Annotated in this window: 14 protein-coding genes and 2 tRNA genes; 5 read left to right on the top strand and 11 right to left on the bottom strand. The window is 62.6% G+C overall.

Annotated elements, in window-relative coordinates; all coding sequences use genetic code 11:
- Positions 1–12: 12 nt before the first annotated feature.
- Positions 13–903, bottom strand: coding sequence for a hypothetical protein (locus tag NE850_RS09880; RefSeq protein ID WP_007180739.1), 891 nt, complete (start codon positions 901–903; stop codon positions 13–15).
- Between the two features lie 673 nt (positions 904–1,576).
- On the opposite strand from NE850_RS09880, the gene NE850_RS09885 reads away from it, so the two are divergent.
- Both NE850_RS09885 and trmB read left to right on the top strand, forming a co-directional pair.
- A tRNA-Gly gene (locus NE850_RS09885) sits at positions 1,577–1,650 on the top strand.
- A 691-nt stretch (positions 1,651–2,341) separates the two neighbouring features.
- Positions 2,342–3,124 (top strand): tRNA (guanosine(46)-N7)-methyltransferase TrmB, encoded by a 783-nt coding sequence (trmB, locus tag NE850_RS09890; RefSeq protein WP_007180660.1) that lies wholly within the window; start codon positions 2,342–2,344, stop codon positions 3,122–3,124.
- A gap of 93 nt (positions 3,125–3,217) precedes the next feature.
- Here the strand turns inward: trmB and NE850_RS09895 are convergent, their stop codons facing one another.
- The 3 genes from NE850_RS09895 to NE850_RS09905 all read right to left on the bottom strand — a co-directional run bounded on the left by NE850_RS09895 (position 3,218) and on the right by NE850_RS09905 (position 5,166).
- Entirely contained in the window at positions 3,218–4,054 is an 837-nt protein-coding gene (locus tag NE850_RS09895) for an undecaprenyl-diphosphate phosphatase (RefSeq protein WP_007180659.1), read from the bottom strand.
- A gap of 82 nt (positions 4,055–4,136) precedes the next feature.
- A complete protein-coding gene (locus NE850_RS09900) occupies positions 4,137–4,730 on the bottom strand; it encodes a DUF1439 domain-containing protein (protein WP_007180658.1) in 594 nt (197 codons plus the stop codon).
- Positions 4,731–4,833: 103 nt separating this feature from the next.
- Positions 4,834–5,166 (bottom strand): YkgJ family cysteine cluster protein, encoded by a 333-nt coding sequence (locus tag NE850_RS09905; protein ID WP_084747912.1) that lies wholly within the window; start codon positions 5,164–5,166, stop codon positions 4,834–4,836.
- Positions 5,167–5,397: 231 nt separating this feature from the next.
- Between NE850_RS09905 and hemN the strand changes: the two genes are divergently transcribed.
- Positions 5,398–6,783 (top strand): oxygen-independent coproporphyrinogen III oxidase, encoded by a 1,386-nt coding sequence (gene hemN / locus NE850_RS09910; RefSeq protein ID WP_165186899.1) that lies wholly within the window; start codon positions 5,398–5,400, stop codon positions 6,781–6,783.
- 106 nt (positions 6,784–6,889) lie between these two features.
- A tRNA-Leu gene (locus NE850_RS09915) sits at positions 6,890–6,974 on the top strand.
- A 163-nt stretch (positions 6,975–7,137) separates the two neighbouring features.
- Here NE850_RS09915 and NE850_RS09920 read toward each other — a convergent pair.
- The gene (locus NE850_RS09920) at positions 7,138–8,523 is read right to left on the bottom strand and encodes an amino acid permease (protein ID WP_035518498.1); all 1,386 of its coding nucleotides are present in this window, start codon (positions 8,521–8,523) and stop codon (positions 7,138–7,140) included.
- Positions 8,524–8,736: 213 nt separating this feature from the next.
- Between NE850_RS09920 and NE850_RS09925 the strand changes: the two genes are divergently transcribed.
- On the top strand, positions 8,737–9,684 hold the full coding sequence (locus NE850_RS09925) for an alpha/beta hydrolase (RefSeq protein ID WP_310698703.1): 948 nt from the start codon (positions 8,737–8,739) through the stop codon (positions 9,682–9,684).
- Between the two features lie 104 nt (positions 9,685–9,788).
- Here NE850_RS09925 and NE850_RS09930 read toward each other — a convergent pair whose 3' ends face one another.
- From NE850_RS09930 to NE850_RS09955, 6 genes are all read right to left on the bottom strand, one after another.
- Positions 9,789–10,622: a M55 family metallopeptidase gene (locus tag NE850_RS09930; RefSeq protein WP_310698704.1), complete on the bottom strand. Its 834-nt coding sequence runs from the start codon at positions 10,620–10,622 to the stop codon at positions 9,789–9,791.
- Positions 10,619–11,713, bottom strand: coding sequence for a P1 family peptidase (locus NE850_RS09935; RefSeq protein WP_007180652.1), 1,095 nt, complete (start codon positions 11,711–11,713; stop codon positions 10,619–10,621). The genes NE850_RS09930 and NE850_RS09935 overlap by 4 nt, the downstream gene beginning before the upstream one ends.
- Positions 11,710–12,615, bottom strand: coding sequence for a glutathione ABC transporter permease GsiD (gene gsiD, locus NE850_RS09940; protein ID WP_007180651.1), 906 nt, complete (start codon positions 12,613–12,615; stop codon positions 11,710–11,712). Before gsiD ends, NE850_RS09935 begins: the two co-directional genes overlap by 4 nt.
- Positions 12,616–12,622: 7 nt before the next feature.
- Positions 12,623–13,543, bottom strand: coding sequence for a glutathione ABC transporter permease GsiC (gene gsiC, locus NE850_RS09945; protein ID WP_007180650.1), 921 nt, complete (start codon positions 13,541–13,543; stop codon positions 12,623–12,625).
- A gap of 124 nt (positions 13,544–13,667) precedes the next feature.
- Complete coding sequence (gene gsiB / locus NE850_RS09950) at positions 13,668–15,230, bottom strand: glutathione ABC transporter substrate-binding protein GsiB (protein WP_007180649.1); 1,563 nt, start codon at positions 15,228–15,230, stop codon at positions 13,668–13,670.
- A 109-nt stretch (positions 15,231–15,339) separates the two neighbouring features.
- Positions 15,340–17,262 (bottom strand): dipeptide ABC transporter ATP-binding protein, encoded by a 1,923-nt coding sequence (locus NE850_RS09955; protein WP_007180648.1) that lies wholly within the window; start codon positions 17,260–17,262, stop codon positions 15,340–15,342.
- Positions 17,263–17,318 lie beyond the last annotated feature (56 nt).

The following is a 17,318-nucleotide window of genomic DNA, read 5'->3' on the forward strand; positions in this document are numbered from 1 at the left end:
TTCATGTTTCGCTTATTGCTTCGTCAACTGACCGTAGGCGACCGTCGTGTTGGTCGCCGTCTTGATCATGAAGAAAATCGTGCGGACGTACAGATTGCTGCCCGTGATCGGCAGGAACGTAATCGCGGCATTGCCGGAGTATGTCGCGCCGGATTTCAGCGTGCAGGACGCGGTCGTGCCGGTCACGCTCAACGTGTAGAGGTTCTTCGCCGACGACGGCGTGGCGAGCAGCAACGTTCCGGAGACCGGGCAATTGCTCAGGGTGCCGCTTAGTGTGCCGTCGCTTGCAATCGTCAGCGACGACCCGGTTTCCGCCCACGTGCCCGCCACGCTCGACTGCGTCACGGCGAGCGCATTCGCGGCATCGTAGTTCCAGGACAGGTTCACCGTGTTGCCGTTCTCGACGTAGGTGCCGGTGAATGTCTGCTTGTTGACGAAAGAACCCGAACCGGAGGTCGTCGGATAGTAGAAGTTGGAGATGAAAGCGGTGCCCGAGGTGAGCGTCCAGTTCGGCGAGGTGGCCGCGAGCACGCCGAAGAATTGCGAGATGCCGAAACCGGCTACCGTATCCAGGTAAGAGATGTTGCCCTGCGGATCGATGAGCGCCGTGGTCTTGTCGACGCCGGACTGGGTGACCCAGATCCCTTCCACACCGTTGCCCACGGCCGCAGCCGAACCGCTTTGCGGACTGGACAGACTCGGCAACGGTTCGCCATTGAGGGCCGCCGACGAAGCCGGCGCGCTAGCCGGGGCGGGAGCGCTCGCCACCGACGGTGACGAAGCGCTGCCGGCCGAAGGCGTCGGCGTCGGATTGCCCCCGTCGCCACCACCGCCGCCGCAAGCTGCCAGAGCGAGCGAAGCGAGCAGAGATAACGTCAATTTAGCCTTGTTTTTCATATCCATTTTTTGTTTTTGGGGCGGTTGCACAGCCAATCAGATTCGCTGCGTCGCGCCCGTTCGTAGTTAGTAATTTGATCTCGATGTTTGCTGTCAGCGCCAGTTCGATAAATCATTCCAGCAATCCGCTTGACGGAGTGAAATCGCATGAATTGCTGTAACAATTGGAAAGGACGCAAGGGGAGTAAACGGCGGGATTTCAATAAGCTTTAATATTTATTTGAATTTTTTGAGATCAGCCCTTTGATGCCAATGAATATGATGCAGAACGAATCAAAATCGGATTTGGCCCGACGGCTCTAATGGATTGGTTTCGTATTAATACGCGCTTCCATCTGCGTTCAATTTCTTCGAACTGATCGGCAATCGGCGAGTTTGTGTCGCGACTCGGTCTGCACGGCCTTCGCGCCCCCCGATAACGCGTACGAAGCGCGGTCGCGATTGCCCACATGGGAGGCGGCGACGCGCGTTGAATGGCACGACGGCCCGTCAAGACCGGTGATGCCGCCGAGGAGAAATTTCGAAGAGACGCCCGAGATGGCAGGAGACATTCACCACGCAGCTGGCGCTAAACCGGCATTCACCGCACACGGGTTTTCGCAGCAGATAAGCTTTCCGATGGGCGGTCAACCTCCTCGTTTGCCAAATCATGCGAAACGCGCGTAGAATGGCGGGCTCTGCGGGCGTCGTATAATGGTAATACCCTAGCTTCCCAAGCTAGAGCCGTGGGTTCGATTCCCATCGCCCGCTCCAGATACTTTCCGAATGCTCCGTTGGCAAGCGGCAACTTCGTCAAAGGATCTGGCTCTACCGCTCTTCCCGTCCGTCCCGGCCAAGAATCTTTTTCTCAAGCTCAACAATTGATCCGCTTGCCAAACCGGCCAGCAGACGCGGCATTGCTATAGCAGCCGGCGAAATAGCCGAGGGTGCCTCGGCATTTTCGAATGCATGCCGAGTTCAACGGGCGGCGCCTTTTCGATTGGCATCGTATAACCGCGTGCGATCTGCAGCTTAGTCAAGCGACTCACGCGCTGATGATTGGTATTTGCCGAAATAATCGGCCCCCGGGAAATACCTTACAAATTTATTAACTCAACCGAATATACATTTCGCTATTTAAACGCAATGGTGGCACCGCCTCCCCCTAGTCGCCACCACCCGCACTCCGTCTGGACGCATCCTTTTCGGGTGTGCTACCTTACGCGCACTTGCAACGCCCGCTCCACCTTCCTGCTGATGCCTTCAGCAGAATCCAGCACGAGCCGCCTCCATGAAGGCGGCTTTTTTGTCCTAGGGGCGGCCCCCGGCGCCGCGGTCCGTAAGCGAGGCGCCTGCCGGTGCCTGGCGTGCAACTCGCGGCCCTACATACGGCGCGAGCGCGGACACGCGCCGCGCAGCACGCCAGGCAAACCGCGAAGCCCTTACCCTTGTAGCAGCATCGACAATGATCCACGATCCAAACGACGCCGGCCTGCCGGACCAACTTCCGACACCCTCCCCAGAAGCCGAAGACCAGCCCGTCGGCGACGCGCCGCCGCAGGAAGAAGCCCTGCATCGGCGCCGCATCCGCAGCTTTGTCACGCGCGCCGGCCGCGTCTCGACCGGCCAGCGCCGCGCAATGGACGACCTCGGCCCACGCTTCGTGGTGCCCTTCGCGCCGCAGCAACCCGACTGGAACAGCGTGTTCGGCCGTGAAGCGCCGCGCGTGCTGGAAATCGGTTTCGGCATGGGTGCGACCACGGCGGAGATCGCCTCGCACCGTCCCGACGACGATTTCCTCGGCGTCGAAGTGCACGAGCCGGGCGTGGGTGCGCTGCTGAAACTGATGGGCGAGCAGAACCTGTCGAACATCCGCATCATTCAGCATGACGCGGTCGAAGTGCTCGAACAGATGATCGCGCCCGACAGCCTCGACGGCGTGCACATCTTCTTTCCGGACCCGTGGCACAAGGCGCGCCACCACAAGCGCCGGCTGATCCAGTCGAAGTTTGTCGCGCTGCTCGTATCGCGCCTGAAGCCGGGCGCCTATCTGCATTGCGCGACCGACTGGCAGAACTACGCAGAACAGATGCTCGAAGTACTGAGCGCCGAGCCGTCGCTTAAAAACACCGCCGACGGCTATGCACCGCGTCCGGAGTACCGTCCGGTGACGAAGTTCGAGCGCCGTGGATTGCGGCTCGGGCACGGCGTATGGGATCTGGTTTTCCGCAAACGCGGCGCTGAGTAAGACCGCGCGCAGAGACTCACACGCCAATCAGACAAAGGTCCGCGAATGCGGACCTTTTGTCATGTTGTCACGGCTCGAGAAAACCGAAGGCACTCACTCCGTCCAGCTCAACGCCCCGCTATAGCCGACCAGCAGGATCAGTAATCCGAAACCGATCCGATACCACGCGAACGCAGTGAAGTCGTGCGCGGCGATATAGCGCAACAGCCAGCGCACGCAGGCAAACGCGCTGATGAAGGCCGCCACGAAGCCGAGCGTGAAGGTGCCGAGCGCATCGACGGAAAGCTGATGCCAGTCTTTATGCAGTTCATAAGCCGTCGCGCCGAAAATGATCGGAATTGCGAGGAAAAAGGAAAACTCCGTGGCGACGCGCCTATCGAGGCCGAACAGCATCCCGCCGATGATCGTCGAGCCCGAGCGCGACATACCCGGAATCAGCGCGAAACATTGCGCGAGCCCCACTTTTAGCGCGTCCAGCGCACTCAAGTCGTCCACGTTCTGCACGCGCGCCACCGTTTCGCCGCGGGTGCGCTGCCGCGACTCCGCCCATAGAATCACCACGCCGCCCGCCACCAGCGCGAATGCAACCGGCACCGGTGAAAACAACGCCGCCTTGATGGTCTTTTCGAATAACAGGCCGAGCACGATCGCGGGAATCGTGGCAATGATCACGTTCAGCGTGAAGCGGCGCGCGTCCGGCCGGCTGGGCAAGCCGGACACCACACTGCCGATGCGGCGGCGGTATTCCCAGCACACGGCGAGAATCGCGCCGAGCTGGATCACGACATCGAAGGTTTTCGCGTGTTCGTCGGTAAAGTTCAGCAGACTGCCCGCGACGATCAGATGCCCTGTGCTCGATACGGGCAAAAACTCCGTCAACCCTTCGACGACGCCCAGAATCAGCGCCTTGCAAGCCAATAGCCAGTCCATCCGTGCCCCTCATCGCTATAGATAGTCGGAACGAACAGGGCCGGCGTGGAATCGCGCGGCCCTGCCGGCCGCGCGCGCCACGTCATTTTTCGACGATTTGCACGCGTATGCCGTTTGTAAGGATGGTGATTGTACCGGGTTCGTAATTCACACCGGCAAATTGCAGCTGTTCGGGCTTGAAGGTGTAGATCGGATAGTTGGTCAGCAACTGCGTGGCGAGCAGCCCCGCCGCGGCGTTGATCTGCTGCGTGTAGGCCTGCGCCTGCCCGCTCACGCTGACGTTGTCGACGTTCGGTGACCTGAGCACGACCGATTTGCTGGCGGCGTCGTAGGCCAGTTCGCTCGACAGCATGAACACGCCGTCCACCGGCTGCGGCATGAAGGGACTCGCGAAGCGGGCGTCGAGCTTCACCGAGACGCGGTTCGCATCCGGCAGGAAGCCGACCACGGGGTTGGTCAGCGCGATATCGAACACCTGCGAGACCGTGCGCTGATACGGGAACTTGCGCTGCACCGCGTCTTGCACCTGCTGCTGAGAGAACGTGTAGTGCGAAGGAATGAACGGAAACGTCGATGTTGCACAGGCCGCGAGCGAAACGGTGATGCCGAGCGCGCCGGAACCGGTCAGCGCGGCGAGCAGAAAGCGGCGCCGGGCCGGCGCAGCGGGTCGAGTCATGCGAAATCTCCTGTGGAAACCTGTTCGGGCATGCAATTGCGTTGTTCGTTTGCGGCTTGCGGCGTTTTGGCCATGCGTGCGCTCATGCGTATTGTCAGCGGCGTCAGCGGACATCCGGCCGCGCGCGCGGTTGAGTCTGGGCTTCGAGTTGCGTGAGCCACGCGAGTGCTTCGCCGCGATTCGTGCCGCACATTTCCAACTGCGGTTGCAAACCGGAACAGCACGCCGGCCGCTCAGGCTGGCCGAAGATCGCACAGCGCAGATCGTCGCCGAGCTGCACACAGCGCACGCCCGCCGGCTTGCCGTTCGGCATGCCCGGAATGGCACTCGAAATCGACGGCGCAATACAGCACGCGCCGCAATCGGGGCGGCACGCGTGACCGGCCACATGGAACGCAGGCTCGCCCTTCACGACACGCTTCGACACTTCAGACACTTCGCTCACCACATTCTTCCCGAACCCGAAAGCGGGCAATGCATTATCAGACCCGCATTGTGCCACCGCATTCCATGCGACCTTTTTACGCAATCGCGCGAACGCGCGCTCACGTACACTCGGGGGATCCGAAAGGCCATGCTCAAGAAGCGTCTGCGCTGTTCGATCCGGTTTCGCGAATCACCGCCGGTTCCGCCTCTTCCTCGATGGCCGCCAGCCCTCGAGCCCCTCATGTCCAACGACAACTCGCTGTTCCGCCCCGACCTGCTCGCCAAATACAGTGCCAACGGCCCGCGGTATACGTCCTATCCGACAGCCCTGCAGTTCCGCGACGATTTCGATCCCGCCGACTATTTACGCTCCGCCGCCGATCCGGGCGCCTCGTCAACGGATCTCTCGCTGTACTTCCACATTCCGTTTTGCGACACCGTGTGTTTCTACTGCGGTTGCAATAAGGTCGCCACGAAAAACCGCGCGCACGCGCGTCCGTACCTCGCCCAGCTGAAGCGCGAAATAGCCTTGCAGGCGGCGTGTTTCGATACGCGGCGCCCGGTATCGCAATTGCATTGGGGCGGCGGCACGCCAACCTTTCTGTCGCACGACGAAACGGCCGAACTGATGGCGGCCACGCGTGAGCACTTCATGCTGCTGCCCGATGCCGAAGCCGAGTATTCGATCGAAGTCGATCCGCGCGAAGCGTCGCCCGAGACGATCGCGCATTTGCGCAAGCTGGGCTTCAACCGGCTGAGCCTCGGCGTGCAGGACTTCGATCCGGTCGTGCAGCAGGCGATCAATCGCATTCAACCGCTCGAAATGACCGCGTCGGTCATGCAGGCGGCGCGCGACACCGGCTTTCACTCGATCGGTGTCGATCTGATTTATGGGCTGCCGCATCAAACGGTCGAGAGCTTCAGCCGCACGCTCGACACGATGATCGAGCTCGCGCCCGATCGTCTCTCGGTATTCGCCTACGCCCACATGCCGCAGCTCTTCAAGATGCAACGGCAGATGGACCCCGCCACGCTGCCCTCGCCTGATGTCCGCCTCGCGATCCTGCAGCGCGTGGTCGAACGTCTGACGGGCGCGGGCTATGTGTACATCGGCATGGATCACTTCGCGCTGCCCACCGACGAACTGGCGCGCGCGCAAGCGCAGCGAACCTTGCATCGCAATTTTCAGGGCTACAGCACGCGCGCCGAATGCGATCTGATCGGTTTCGGCGCATCGTCGATCGGCAAGGTCGGCGACGTGTACGCACAGAATGCCAAGGATCTGCCGGGCTATGCCGCGGCCATCGATTCAGGCAAGCTCGCCATCAGGCGCGGCGTGCGCCTGAGCGCCGACGACCGTCTGCGCGGCGACGTGATCACGCAATTGATGTGCAACCTGGAATTGCGCTTCGATGAATTCGAAGCGGCTTACGGCATCCGCTTCGCCGAGACGTTCGAGCCGGAGCTGGAACGTTTGCGCGGCTTCGAGCAGGACGGTCTGGTATCGCTCGCCACGGACAAGCTCGAAGTGCGAATGGCCGGCCGCATGCTCGTGCGCAACATCGCTATGGTGTTCGACCGTTACCTCGGCCAGCAGACGCTCGAACGGTTTTCCCGCACGGTCTGAAGGCTTCGACGCGGTTGAGGGCAACCGGCTTGCCCGCCGTTCAATTTTCGGACATAATCTGCGTCTTCGCTGCGCGCAGGGTTCTGGTGCGTACGCTGCAACATCTGCCCAGGTGGTGAAATTGGTAGACGCAGGGGACTCAAAATCCCCCGCCGCAAGGCGTGCCGGTTCGATTCCGGCCCTGGGCACCAAAGAATTCGCAAGACCGCTGTTTCAGCATTTCCTCAAACCCCGCCAGCACATGCTGCTCGCGGGGTTTGTTGTTTGTGGCGGCCTGCCTGACAACCTCGACAGATCTGAACGAACGTGAGCGGCGTGAGCACGACCATCGCCTCTCACGCCATCCGATACCCCTTACCGCCCCACCGCCCGCGCCCCGCCCTGCACGGCCGCGCGCCGGCGCTTGAACACGTACCCGGCCCACATCACCACCAGCCACGCCGGCACCAGCCATACTGAAACGGACAGACCGGGCGTCATTGCCAGAATCACGAGGATCAATGCCATGAACGCGAGGCAGATCCAGTTGCTGACCGGAAACCAGAACGACTTGAATACGAGCGTCTCGCCTGCCGCGACCATCGCCTTGCGCGACTTGAGATGCGTGAGGCTGATCAGCGCCCAGTTGAGCACGAGCGCCGCCACCACCAGCGCCATCAGCAAGCCGAGCGCTTCGGCCGGAATCAGGTAGTTGACGATCACGCACGTGAACGTGGCGAGCGCGGACAAACCGATCGCCATATACGGCACGCCGCGCCGGTCGACCTTCATCAGCGCGCGCGGAGCGTTACCCTGCTCCGCGAGACCGTACAGCATGCGGCTGTTCGCATAGACGCCGCTGTTGTACACCGACAGCGCCGCGGTCAACACCACCACGTTGAGGACGTTCGCGGTCAGCGTCGAGCCGATCTGCGAGAAGATCATCACGAACGGACTGCCGCCGGCCGCGACCTCGTTCCACGGATACAACGACAACAGCACCGTCAGCGAGCAAATGTAGAAAATCAGAATCCGGTAGATCACCTGATTCACGGCCTTTGGAATGCTCTTCTGCGGCTCGTCGGCTTCCGCCGCCGTAATGCCGATCAACTCCAGCCCGCCGAACGAGAACATGATCACCGCGAGCATCATGAACAGACCATGAAACCCATGCGGGAAAAAGCCGCCGTGGGCCCAGAGGTTGGCGATCGACGCTTGCGGGCCGCCGTGGCCGCTGATCAGCAGATAGCCGCCGAACACGATCATGCCGACCACCGCCGCGACCTTGATGATCGCGAACCAGAACTCCGTTTCGCCGTAGGCTTTGACGTTGGCGAGATTGATCGCGTTGATGCCAGCGAAGCACACCAGCGCCGACACCCACGTCGGCACGCCGGGCCACCAGTAGTGAACATACGTGCCGACAGCGGTCAGCTCGGCCATACTCACGAGCACATACAGGACCCAGTAATTCCAGCCCGACAGAAAGCCGGCAAAGTCGCCCCAATACTTGTACGCGAAGTGGCTGAACGAACCGGCCACCGGCTCCTGCGCCACCATTTCCCCCAACTGCCGCATGATCATGAAGGCGATGATGCCGCCGATCGCGTAGCCGAGAATCATCGACGGACCGGCTGCCTGCAACACGCTGGCGGAGCCGAGAAACAGGCCGGTGCCGATCGCGCCGCCCAGCGCGATGAGCTGGATGTGGCGATTCTTGAGCCCCCGCTTCAGGCCGTCTTGCTGCTGTGCACTATTCAAATTGCGCCCCAGTGTATGAATATCGATCACCCGATCGGACTTATGGTCCGGGCCGGCCGAACCTGAAATTTTACCGTGGCCGATATTACCTAAATACTGGGAGCAACCCGCGCTTGGTTCTGCGCCGCACTTAACGGCAAGGATAGTGATTGTCACTGGCGCAGGGCTTCTGTATGTTGCCCTAGTCGGGCTTTCAGCCTCCGGAGATTCAACATGTCGCCCAAACGTCTGCTTTGCGCCGCTGCTTTGTGTCTCTGCTTCCCCGCGGCCGCCGCTCTCGCCCAAACCGCCGCGCCGGCCACGCCGCCCACCGCCGCGCCTCCCGTGGAACCCGCTGCCGAGCCGCCCATCGAGCCGGGTATGGAGACGAGCGCACCCGAAGCCCCTGCTCCCGCACCCGTGGCGCCCGCCGCACCGCCCGTGAAGGCTGCCGCCGCGCCGCCTCCCGCCGCGCCCATGACCGGTCCGGTACGCAATGTCGTGCTGGTTCACGGCGCGTTCGTCGACGGCTCGAGCTGGAACGGTGTGGTCGCCAAACTTCAGCAGAAAGGCTATCACGTGAGTTCGGTGCAGAACCCGCTCACCTCGCTCGCCGACGATGTCGCCGCGACCCGCCGCGTCCTCGCACGCCAGGACGGGCCGACCATGCTGGTGGGGCATTCGTGGGGCGGCGTCGTGATCACCGAAGCGGGCGCGAACGCGCCGAACGTCGCGGGCCTCGTCTATATCGCGGCGATCGCGCCGGACCTGCACGAGTCGACCGTGGATCTGATGAAGCGCGCCGCGCCAATGCCCGCGGGTGCGAGCATCATCAAGGATCCGAGCGGCTTCCTCTGGCTCGATCGCACGAAATACCATGCAGATTTCGCCGCGGACGTCCCCGAGAATCTGACGCGCGTGCTTGCCACCGCGCAGGTGCCGATTGCCGCAACGGCCTTCAGTGAAACGGTCAGTCAGGTCGCCTGGAGGGAAAAGCCGTCGTGGTACGTGATCACGACACGCGACCGGGCTGTGTCGCCGGAAGTCGAAAGATTCATGGCCGACCGCATGGGTGCGAAAGTCGTGCCGATGGCGTCGAGCCACCTGGCGCCGGTATCGCACGCGGGCGCGATTGCCGACGTGATCGATCACGCGGCGCGTGAGCTGAGCCGGCAGCAGTAGTCCCGTTCAGGCGCATTCGCGAGTGTCCTTCGCGCAATACCGGTTCGATGCTCTCCCGCAGTACGATTCGATTGGGACACCATAGGTTTCCGAGCCTCCGGCGTTCAACGCAACATGAACGACATCGCCGACAGGCAGTTCAGCACGCGCACCGCATGTTCCGCCGACGCCGCGCTGAATCGCAGGGTGACTGCATCGACGCGCGTGAGCGTCGGCCATTGGCAAAACAGATCGGCAAGCGCGCTGGTTTGCACGCGCAGTTCGCATTCCAGCGGCTTCGTTTGGGCGTGCGAGGATTCCCGCGCATACCCGTTGGCGAGATGCTGCTGAACCACTTCGCGCGCGGCGCTCCCGATCGCCGCGCGCGCGTTTGCCGGTGACTGCGTGACGCCGCTCGCATGCCCGGTCGCGCTCTTGGTGACGACGAAACGCGCGCCCGGGAAACGCGGCGCGGTTTCTTCGGCGAAAACGTCGTCGCCGGATAAAAGCCCGACCCGTGCGCCATATTCTTCCGCCAGCGCGCCATATACGCCCGCCTCGCCGACCTCGACGCCGTTCAGCGAAACGCGTGCGAAGGCGAAACTGTTGATCGTATGTGCAAGGACGCCGCGCGTTTGCGACATGGCGTGATAGCCGATCATGAAGACCAGCGCCGCGCCGTATTCGAGCCCGGCCATCATGCCGAGCGTGCGCGGTTTGCCGAGCACCACCTGAGCGCGCGCATCGAGCAGGTCAGGTAGCAGATTGCGAAAGCCGCCATGAGAATCGTTGACCCATACTTGCGTCGCGCCGCCGGCGAATGCGCCTTCGATCGCGGCGTTGGCTTCGAGCGTCATCCAGCGGCGCGCCGCTTCGTATTCGCTGTTGCCCGCGCGCGTTTGTTCGGGATGAAACACGCCGGCAATGCCTTCGATATCGACGGAAATGAGGACTTTCATCGGGGAGCGGGCTTGAGTAGTTGGACGAGATCGGGAACGCTGTCACGCAGCGACAGACGCCGATGGCCATCGCGTCCGGCCACGGAAGCAGCACGCCACAAGGCGTCGAGAATCGCCTGCTCGACGCTGTCCGCGCAGGCGCGAAAGAGCGGGTCAAGACGCTCGTCGGCGAGCAGCGGCGGCAGCGTAATGAAGTCGGCCCCGTGCGGCACGGTATAAGCCGTTGAAAACGCCAGCGCGATATCGCCGCTGCCATGTCCATATACCGAACCGGTGCGCGCGAGACCTGCCCCCGCGCGTAACGAAAGGCGCTTGAGTTGGCGCGCGTCGAGCGGCGCATCGGTGGCGACGATCATGATGATCGAGCCTTGCTCGGGTTTCGTCGCCGGCGTGGCTGACAATGCAGCGGTCTCCACTTTGGCAGCACGTTCGGCCAGCATGCGACCGAGCGGCGTACCGTCGACAGTCAGCATCGGCAGGCGGCCGAAGTTCGCCAGCACGAGTGCGCCGACGGTATAACTGCGACCGGCTGCGCTCACCACGCGCGACGCGTTGCCGATGCCGCCCTTCAGATCGAAGCACGACATGCCCCGGCCCGCGCCGACCGATCCGCTCGCGACATCCGAACTCGTGGCTGCCCAAGCTTCGTCGAAATGCTGCCCGGTGACGGCGAGCGCCTGGATGTCGTTCAGATAGCCGTCATTGCATTCGAACACCAAAGGATTGACCGTCGACCACTCGCGTCCGATCTGCGGATCGGCACGCACCGCCGCGCGAATCTGCGCCTGCGCGACAGCGGCGACGCTGAATGTGTTGGTCAACGCGATCGGCGTTTCCAGCGTGCCGAGTTCTTCGACCTGCACGAGCCCGATGCTTTTGCCGAACCCGTTGATCACCGAAGCCGCCGCCGGCACCTTGTCGAGAAAGGGATCCCCGTCATGCGGACGAATCACGGTCACGCCGGTTTGCACGGCGCCTTCATCGAGCGTGCAGTGCCCGACTGTCACGCCCGGCACGTCGGCAATCGTGCCGAGCGGACCCGCCGGCAATGTGCCGACATGCGGCGCGTTTTGAATCTTTGGCAAATTCATGGCCGGTCTAGCTTCGGATCGAGCGCATCGCGCAGTCCGTCGCCGAGCAGATTGAACGCCAGCACGGTCAGGAAAATCGCCAGACTCGGAAACAGCGCGATATGCGGTGCCGTCACCATGTCGGCGCGCGCTTCATTGAGCATCGCGCCCCACTCGGGCGTCGGCGGTTGTGCGCCGAGGCCGAGAAACGACAGGCTTGCCGCCGTGATGATCGAGGTACCGATACGCATCGTGAAGTACACCACCACCGAAGAAATCGTCCCCGGCAGAATGTGCCGCACGATGATGGTCCAGTCCGACGCGCCGATGCTGCGCGCCGCCTCGATATACGTGAGCTGCTTGAGCATCAGCGTATTGCCGCGCACGAGCCGCGCGAACGCCGGAATGCTGAAGATCGCCACCGCGCAGATCACGTTAATCATGCCGTTGCCGAGAATCGCCACCACGCCGATCGCCAGCAGAATGCCGGGAAAAGCGAACAGCACGTCGGCGACGCGCATCGTGATGCGATCCCACCAGCCTTCGTAATAGCCGGCCAGCAAACCGAAGAGCGTTCCGATCACCGCGCCGATCGCAACGGACAGAAAGCCTGCTTCGAGCGAAATGCGCGAACCCGCGAGAATGCGGCTGAAAATATCGCGGCCCAGCGAATCCACGCCGAACCAGTGCGCGGCGGACGGCCCTGCGTTCAACGCATCGTAGTCGAAGAAATTCTCCGGATCGTACGGCACGATATGCGGCGCCGCAATTGCAAGCGCGATCAATAACAGCACGAAAATGCCGGCGGCAAGCGCCACATGCTGCTTACGGAATTTGCGCCAGAATTCGCTCCACGGCGTGCGGATCGCAGGCTCGGCTTTCACGGTGCTGGCCGCATTCGGCTCGGTGGCGGTCGTGCTCATGCGGGCCTCACTTGAAACGGATGGTCGGGTTGATCACGGCGTACAGCACGTCCACGACCAGATTGATGATGATGAATTCCAGCGAGAACAACAGCACTTCGGCCTGGATCACCGGATAGTCGCGCATCGACACGGCATCCACCAGCAGGCGTCCGAGGCCCGGCCAGTTGAACACCACTTCGACCACGATCGAGCCGCCCAGCAGAAAACCGAATTGCAGACCCATCATCGTGATGACGGGAATCATCGCGTTGCGCAGGCAGTGTTTGACGATCACGAGAGGTTCGGGCACACCCTTTGCGCGCGCGGTGCGCACGAAGTCTTCGTTCATCACCTCGACGAACGATGCGCGGGTGAAGCGCGCCATCACCGCCGCGACAGCCGCCCCGAGTGTAAGCGACGGCAGCACATAGCTCTGCCACGAACCATCGCCGACAATCGGCAGCCAGCCGAGCTTCACCGAAAAAATCTCCATCAGCAGCATGCCGAGCGCGAACGCGGGAAACGAAATGCCCGATACCGCCAGCGTCATGCCGAGGCGGTCGGGCCAGCGGTTGCGCCATACGGCCGAGACGATGCCGATGCCCATACCCAGCACGACCGCCCACACCATGCTGGCGAGCGTGAGCAGTAGGGTCGGCATGAAGCGTTCGCCGATTTCCTCGCTGACCGGGCGTTTGCTGCGCGTGGAGACGCCGAAGTCGCCGTGCGCGATCTTCACGAAGAAGCTGGCGAACTGCTGCGGCATCGGTTTGTTCAGGCCGAGGTCGGCGCGCACCAGAGCGACCGTCGCCTCGTCCGCTTCGGGACCGGCGGCGAGCCGCGCCGGATCGCCAGGCAACAGATGCACGAACAGGAACACCAGCACGGCGACGATGAAGAGCGTCGGCAGCAGGCCAAAGAGACGTTTGACGAGGAAGTTCAGCATGGAACCCAATCCGGCAATGATGCGGGCAACGAAAGATCTTGTGCAGCGCGTAGTGGAGCAAAGCAGTGACCGCCCAGTGCGGGCGTGCCAATGAAACGGCACGTCCGCGAGCACAGTCAATTCATTACTTGATCGCGATCTCGTCGAAGTTGAACGAACCGTCCGGAGCCACATAAGCACCCGACAGACGCTTGCTGCGCGCGTACACCACCTTCTCCTTGACGAGGAAGATCCACGGCGCGTCGGCCCAGATGCGTTTTTGCGCGTCGGTGTAGAGTTCGGCTTTCTTCGTGCGGTCGGTGGTTTCGAGCGCCTGCTTCAGATCGCTGTCGACGGCGTCGTTCTTGTAGTACGCGGTATTGACCATCTTGGGCGGGAACGAGACGGATGCGAGCAGCGGCGTGATCGCCCAATCGGCTTCACCCGTCGACGACGACCAGCCCGCGTAGTACATCCGCACCGGCGCGGTCGCGGCGTCCTGCGCGCTCTCCACCTTGGCGACCCGTTGACCGGCCTCGAGCGCTTCGACTTGCGCCTTGATGCCCACTTGCGCGAGTTGCTGCTGCACGAACTGGATCACCTTCTGCGCGGTCGAGTAGTTATACGCGGACCACAGCGTGGTTTCGAAACCGTTCGGATAGCCCGCTTCCTTCAGCAGCGCGCGCGCCTTGGCCGGATCGTACGGCCACGGCCCCTGCTTCACCGCATAGTCGACGCCTTGCGGCACCACGCCGTCGGCCGGCGTCGCGTAACCGGCGAACGCGACCTTGGTGAGTGCGTCCTTGTTGACCGCATAGTTCAGCGCCTCACGCACCTTCGGATTGTCGAACGGCTTCTGGTTCACGTTCAGGCTGATATAGCGCTGAATGATCGACGGCGACGCGATCAGATCGACCTTCGGGCTCGACTGCAATTGCGCGGCCTGCTCGAACGGCACCTGGAACGCGAAATCCGCTTCGCCGGTACGCATCAACGCGGCCCGCGTGTTGTTGTCGACCACCGGTTTCCAGTCGATCGCATCGACCTTCGGGTAACCCTTCTTCCAGTAGCCGGCGAACTTCTTCACCGTCAGGTCGCCGGCAGGATCCCACTTCACCAGTTCGAACGGACCGGTGCCGACCGGATGGAACGCAATGTCCTTGCCGTACTTTTTCAGCGCGTCCGGAGAAATCATCACCGCCGACGGATGCGCGAGCACATTGATGAACGCCGAGAACGGCGCCTTCAGCGTGATCTTCACCGTGTACGCATCGACCACCTCGGTCTTCTCGATGCGGTTGAACATGTTGTAGCGCTTGAGCTTGTTCGCCGGATCGGTCACGCGGTCGAAGTTCGCTTTCACCGCGGCAGCGTTGAAGTCGGTGCCGTCCTGGAACTTCACGCCATGGCGCAGCTTGAACGTGTAGACCTTCGCATCGGAGCTGGCTTCGTAGCTGTCGGCCAGCACGTTGACCAGTTTCATGTCCTTGTCGAACCCAAAGAGCCCCTGATAGAACGACTTGGCGACGGCTTGCGAGAGCGTGTCGTTGGCATCGTACGGATCGAGCGTCGTGAAGGTCGAGGCGACGGCCATCACGGCCGTGGTGTCGGCGTGCGCCGCATTGCCCGCGAGCATCGCGAACACCACCGCGCCGCCGCTGACCAGCGCGCGCAAACGAAACGGAGAAGACGGGACCAGCAGGTTCATGAGGTTGACTCCAGGCTGCGAGATGAAAACAGGTTGAGATGCTGCGAGAGAAAGCGTGTGGCTTGGGTTCTTGGTACAGCTCTTTAGTCAGGCTTTTTAGTACCGCTCTTTAATACGCACCGCCCACGCGATGCCGGGCGACGAAATGGTCCGGCCCGACCGCGACGAGCGGCGCCACGACAGGTTCATCGTTCAGCGCGCGGATCGGGCTCGGAATCTCGTCGGCGGCGAGCATGCGTTTCGCGTGACGGCGCGCCGGATCGGCAACCGGCACCGCGCCCATCAGCTTGCGCGTGTAGGGATGCTGCGGTGCTTCGAACACCGCGCGGCGCGGGCCGATTTCGACGATCTGGCCGAGATACATCACCGCGACGCGATGACTGACGCGTTCGACCACCGCCATGTCGTGCGAAATGAACACGTACGCGACGCCGAGTTCGCGCTGCAGATCAAGCATCAGGTTGACGATCTGCGCCTGCACCGACACGTCGAGCGCGGAAACGGATTCGTCGGCGATCACGACTTTCGGATTCAACGCGAGCGCGCGCGCAATCGCGATCCGCTGCCGCTGACCGCCGGAGAATTCATGCGGATAACGCCGCGCGGCTTCGGGAGGCAAGCCGACTTTTTCGAGCAGCCATGCAACACGTGCCTGCGCTTGGGCGCCTTGCGCGACGCCGTGCACGAGCAACGGCTCCATGATCGAGAAGCCGACCGTCAGACGCGGATTCAGCGAGGCGAACGGATCCTGGAAAATAAACTGGATGTCGCGGCGCAGCGCCTGCAACGCGGGACCGGTCAGCGAACTGATTTCCTTGCCGTTGAATTCGATCGACCCGCTCTGACTTTCGACGAGGCGCAGCAGCGAGCGGCCCGTGGTCGATTTGCCGCAACCCGATTCACCGACCAGCGCCAGCGTTTCGCCGGGCCGCAAGTCGAAGCTGACTTTTTCCACCGCATGCACGCGGCCCGTCACACGGCCGAAGAGGCCGCTCCTGACCGGAAAGCGCGTGACCAGATCGCGCACACGCAGAATCGGCGGCGTGGTTTCCAGCACCAGCGGCTGCGTTTCTTCAGCGACGGCAGCTGCGGGACGCACGGCTGCGTCGCTGCCGCTCAGACTCGCCTGTTCGACGGTCAGGATCGGGAACCGGGCCGGTTGATCCGTGCCTTGCATCGCGCCGAGACGCGGCACGGCGGCAAGCAACGCCTTTGTATAAGGATGCGATGGCGCGGCGAACAACGCGTCGGACGCGCCCTCTTCCACCTTCTCGCCGCGATACATCACCAGCACGCGGTCCGCCACTTCGGCGACCACGCCCATGTCGTGCGTGATGAAGATCACGCCCATGTTCATCTCGTCCTGCAAGCCGCGGATCAGTTGCAGAATCTGCGCCTGGATCGTCACGTCGAGCGCGGTGGTGGGTTCATCGGCGATCAGCAGCGCGGGCTTGCACGACAGCGCCATCGCGATCATCACGCGCTGACGCATGCCGCCCGACAGTTGATGCGGAAACCGCGCCGCCACGCGCCGAGCTTCCGGAATGCGCACGAGTTCCAGCAAGCGCAGCGTTTCTGCATGCGCGGCCGAGCCGCTCTTGCCCTGATGCAAGGCGATTGCTTCGCTGATCTGATCGCCTACCGTGAAGACCGGATTGAGCGAGGTCATCGGCTCCTGAAAGATCATCGCGATGTCGGCGCCGCGAATCGAACGCATGGCGCCGGACGACGCTTTCGCGAGGTCGAGCACGCTGCCGTCGCGGCGCCGGAAAGCGACGCTGCCGCCGGCAAGGCGCCCGCCGCCGTGCTCGATCAAGCGCATCAACGCGAGCGACGTCACCGATTTGCCCGAACCCGATTCGCCGACGATCGCCAGCGTCTCACCGCGCTCGACCGTCAGCGACAGATTGCGGACCGCGTTGAACGTGTTCTCGCCGCTGCGAAATGCGACCGACAGATCGTCGACCGCGAGCACGCGTTGCGGCGGCAAGGTTTCGACAAGCGAACGGGTGGTGTGCGATGAAGTCGGCACGATGGTTCCTTTGAATTCGAACGCGGCTGGCGAAAGTTCAGGCGAAAGTCAGGCTT

It is taken from the genome of Paraburkholderia sp. USG1, from assembly GCF_031570135.1.
Lineage (GTDB): Bacteria > Pseudomonadota > Gammaproteobacteria > Burkholderiales > Burkholderiaceae > Paraburkholderia > Paraburkholderia dioscoreae.

Coding starts and splice junctions, on each gene's coding strand:
- gsiD (WP_007180651.1), bottom strand. CDS start 12,615: ATGAGCACGACCGCCACCGAGCCGAATGCGGCCAGCACCGTGAAAGCC.
- gsiB (WP_007180649.1), bottom strand. CDS start 15,230: ATGAACCTGCTGGTCCCGTCTTCTCCGTTTCGTTTGCGCGCGCTGGTC.
- NE850_RS09925 (WP_310698703.1), top strand. CDS start 8,737: ATGTCGCCCAAACGTCTGCTTTGCGCCGCTGCTTTGTGTCTCTGCTTC.
- trmB (WP_007180660.1), top strand. CDS start 2,342: ATGATCCACGATCCAAACGACGCCGGCCTGCCGGACCAACTTCCGACA.
- gsiC (WP_007180650.1), bottom strand. CDS start 13,543: ATGCTGAACTTCCTCGTCAAACGTCTCTTTGGCCTGCTGCCGACGCTC.
- NE850_RS09900 (WP_007180658.1), bottom strand. CDS start 4,730: ATGACTCGACCCGCTGCGCCGGCCCGGCGCCGCTTTCTGCTCGCCGCG.
- NE850_RS09880 (WP_007180739.1), bottom strand. CDS start 903: ATGGATATGAAAAACAAGGCTAAATTGACGTTATCTCTGCTCGCTTCG.
- NE850_RS09930 (WP_310698704.1), bottom strand. CDS start 10,622: ATGAAAGTCCTCATTTCCGTCGATATCGAAGGCATTGCCGGCGTGTTT.
- NE850_RS09895 (WP_007180659.1), bottom strand. CDS start 4,054: ATGGACTGGCTATTGGCTTGCAAGGCGCTGATTCTGGGCGTCGTCGAA.
- NE850_RS09935 (WP_007180652.1), bottom strand. CDS start 11,713: ATGAATTTGCCAAAGATTCAAAACGCGCCGCATGTCGGCACATTGCCG.
- hemN (WP_165186899.1), top strand. CDS start 5,398: ATGTCCAACGACAACTCGCTGTTCCGCCCCGACCTGCTCGCCAAATAC.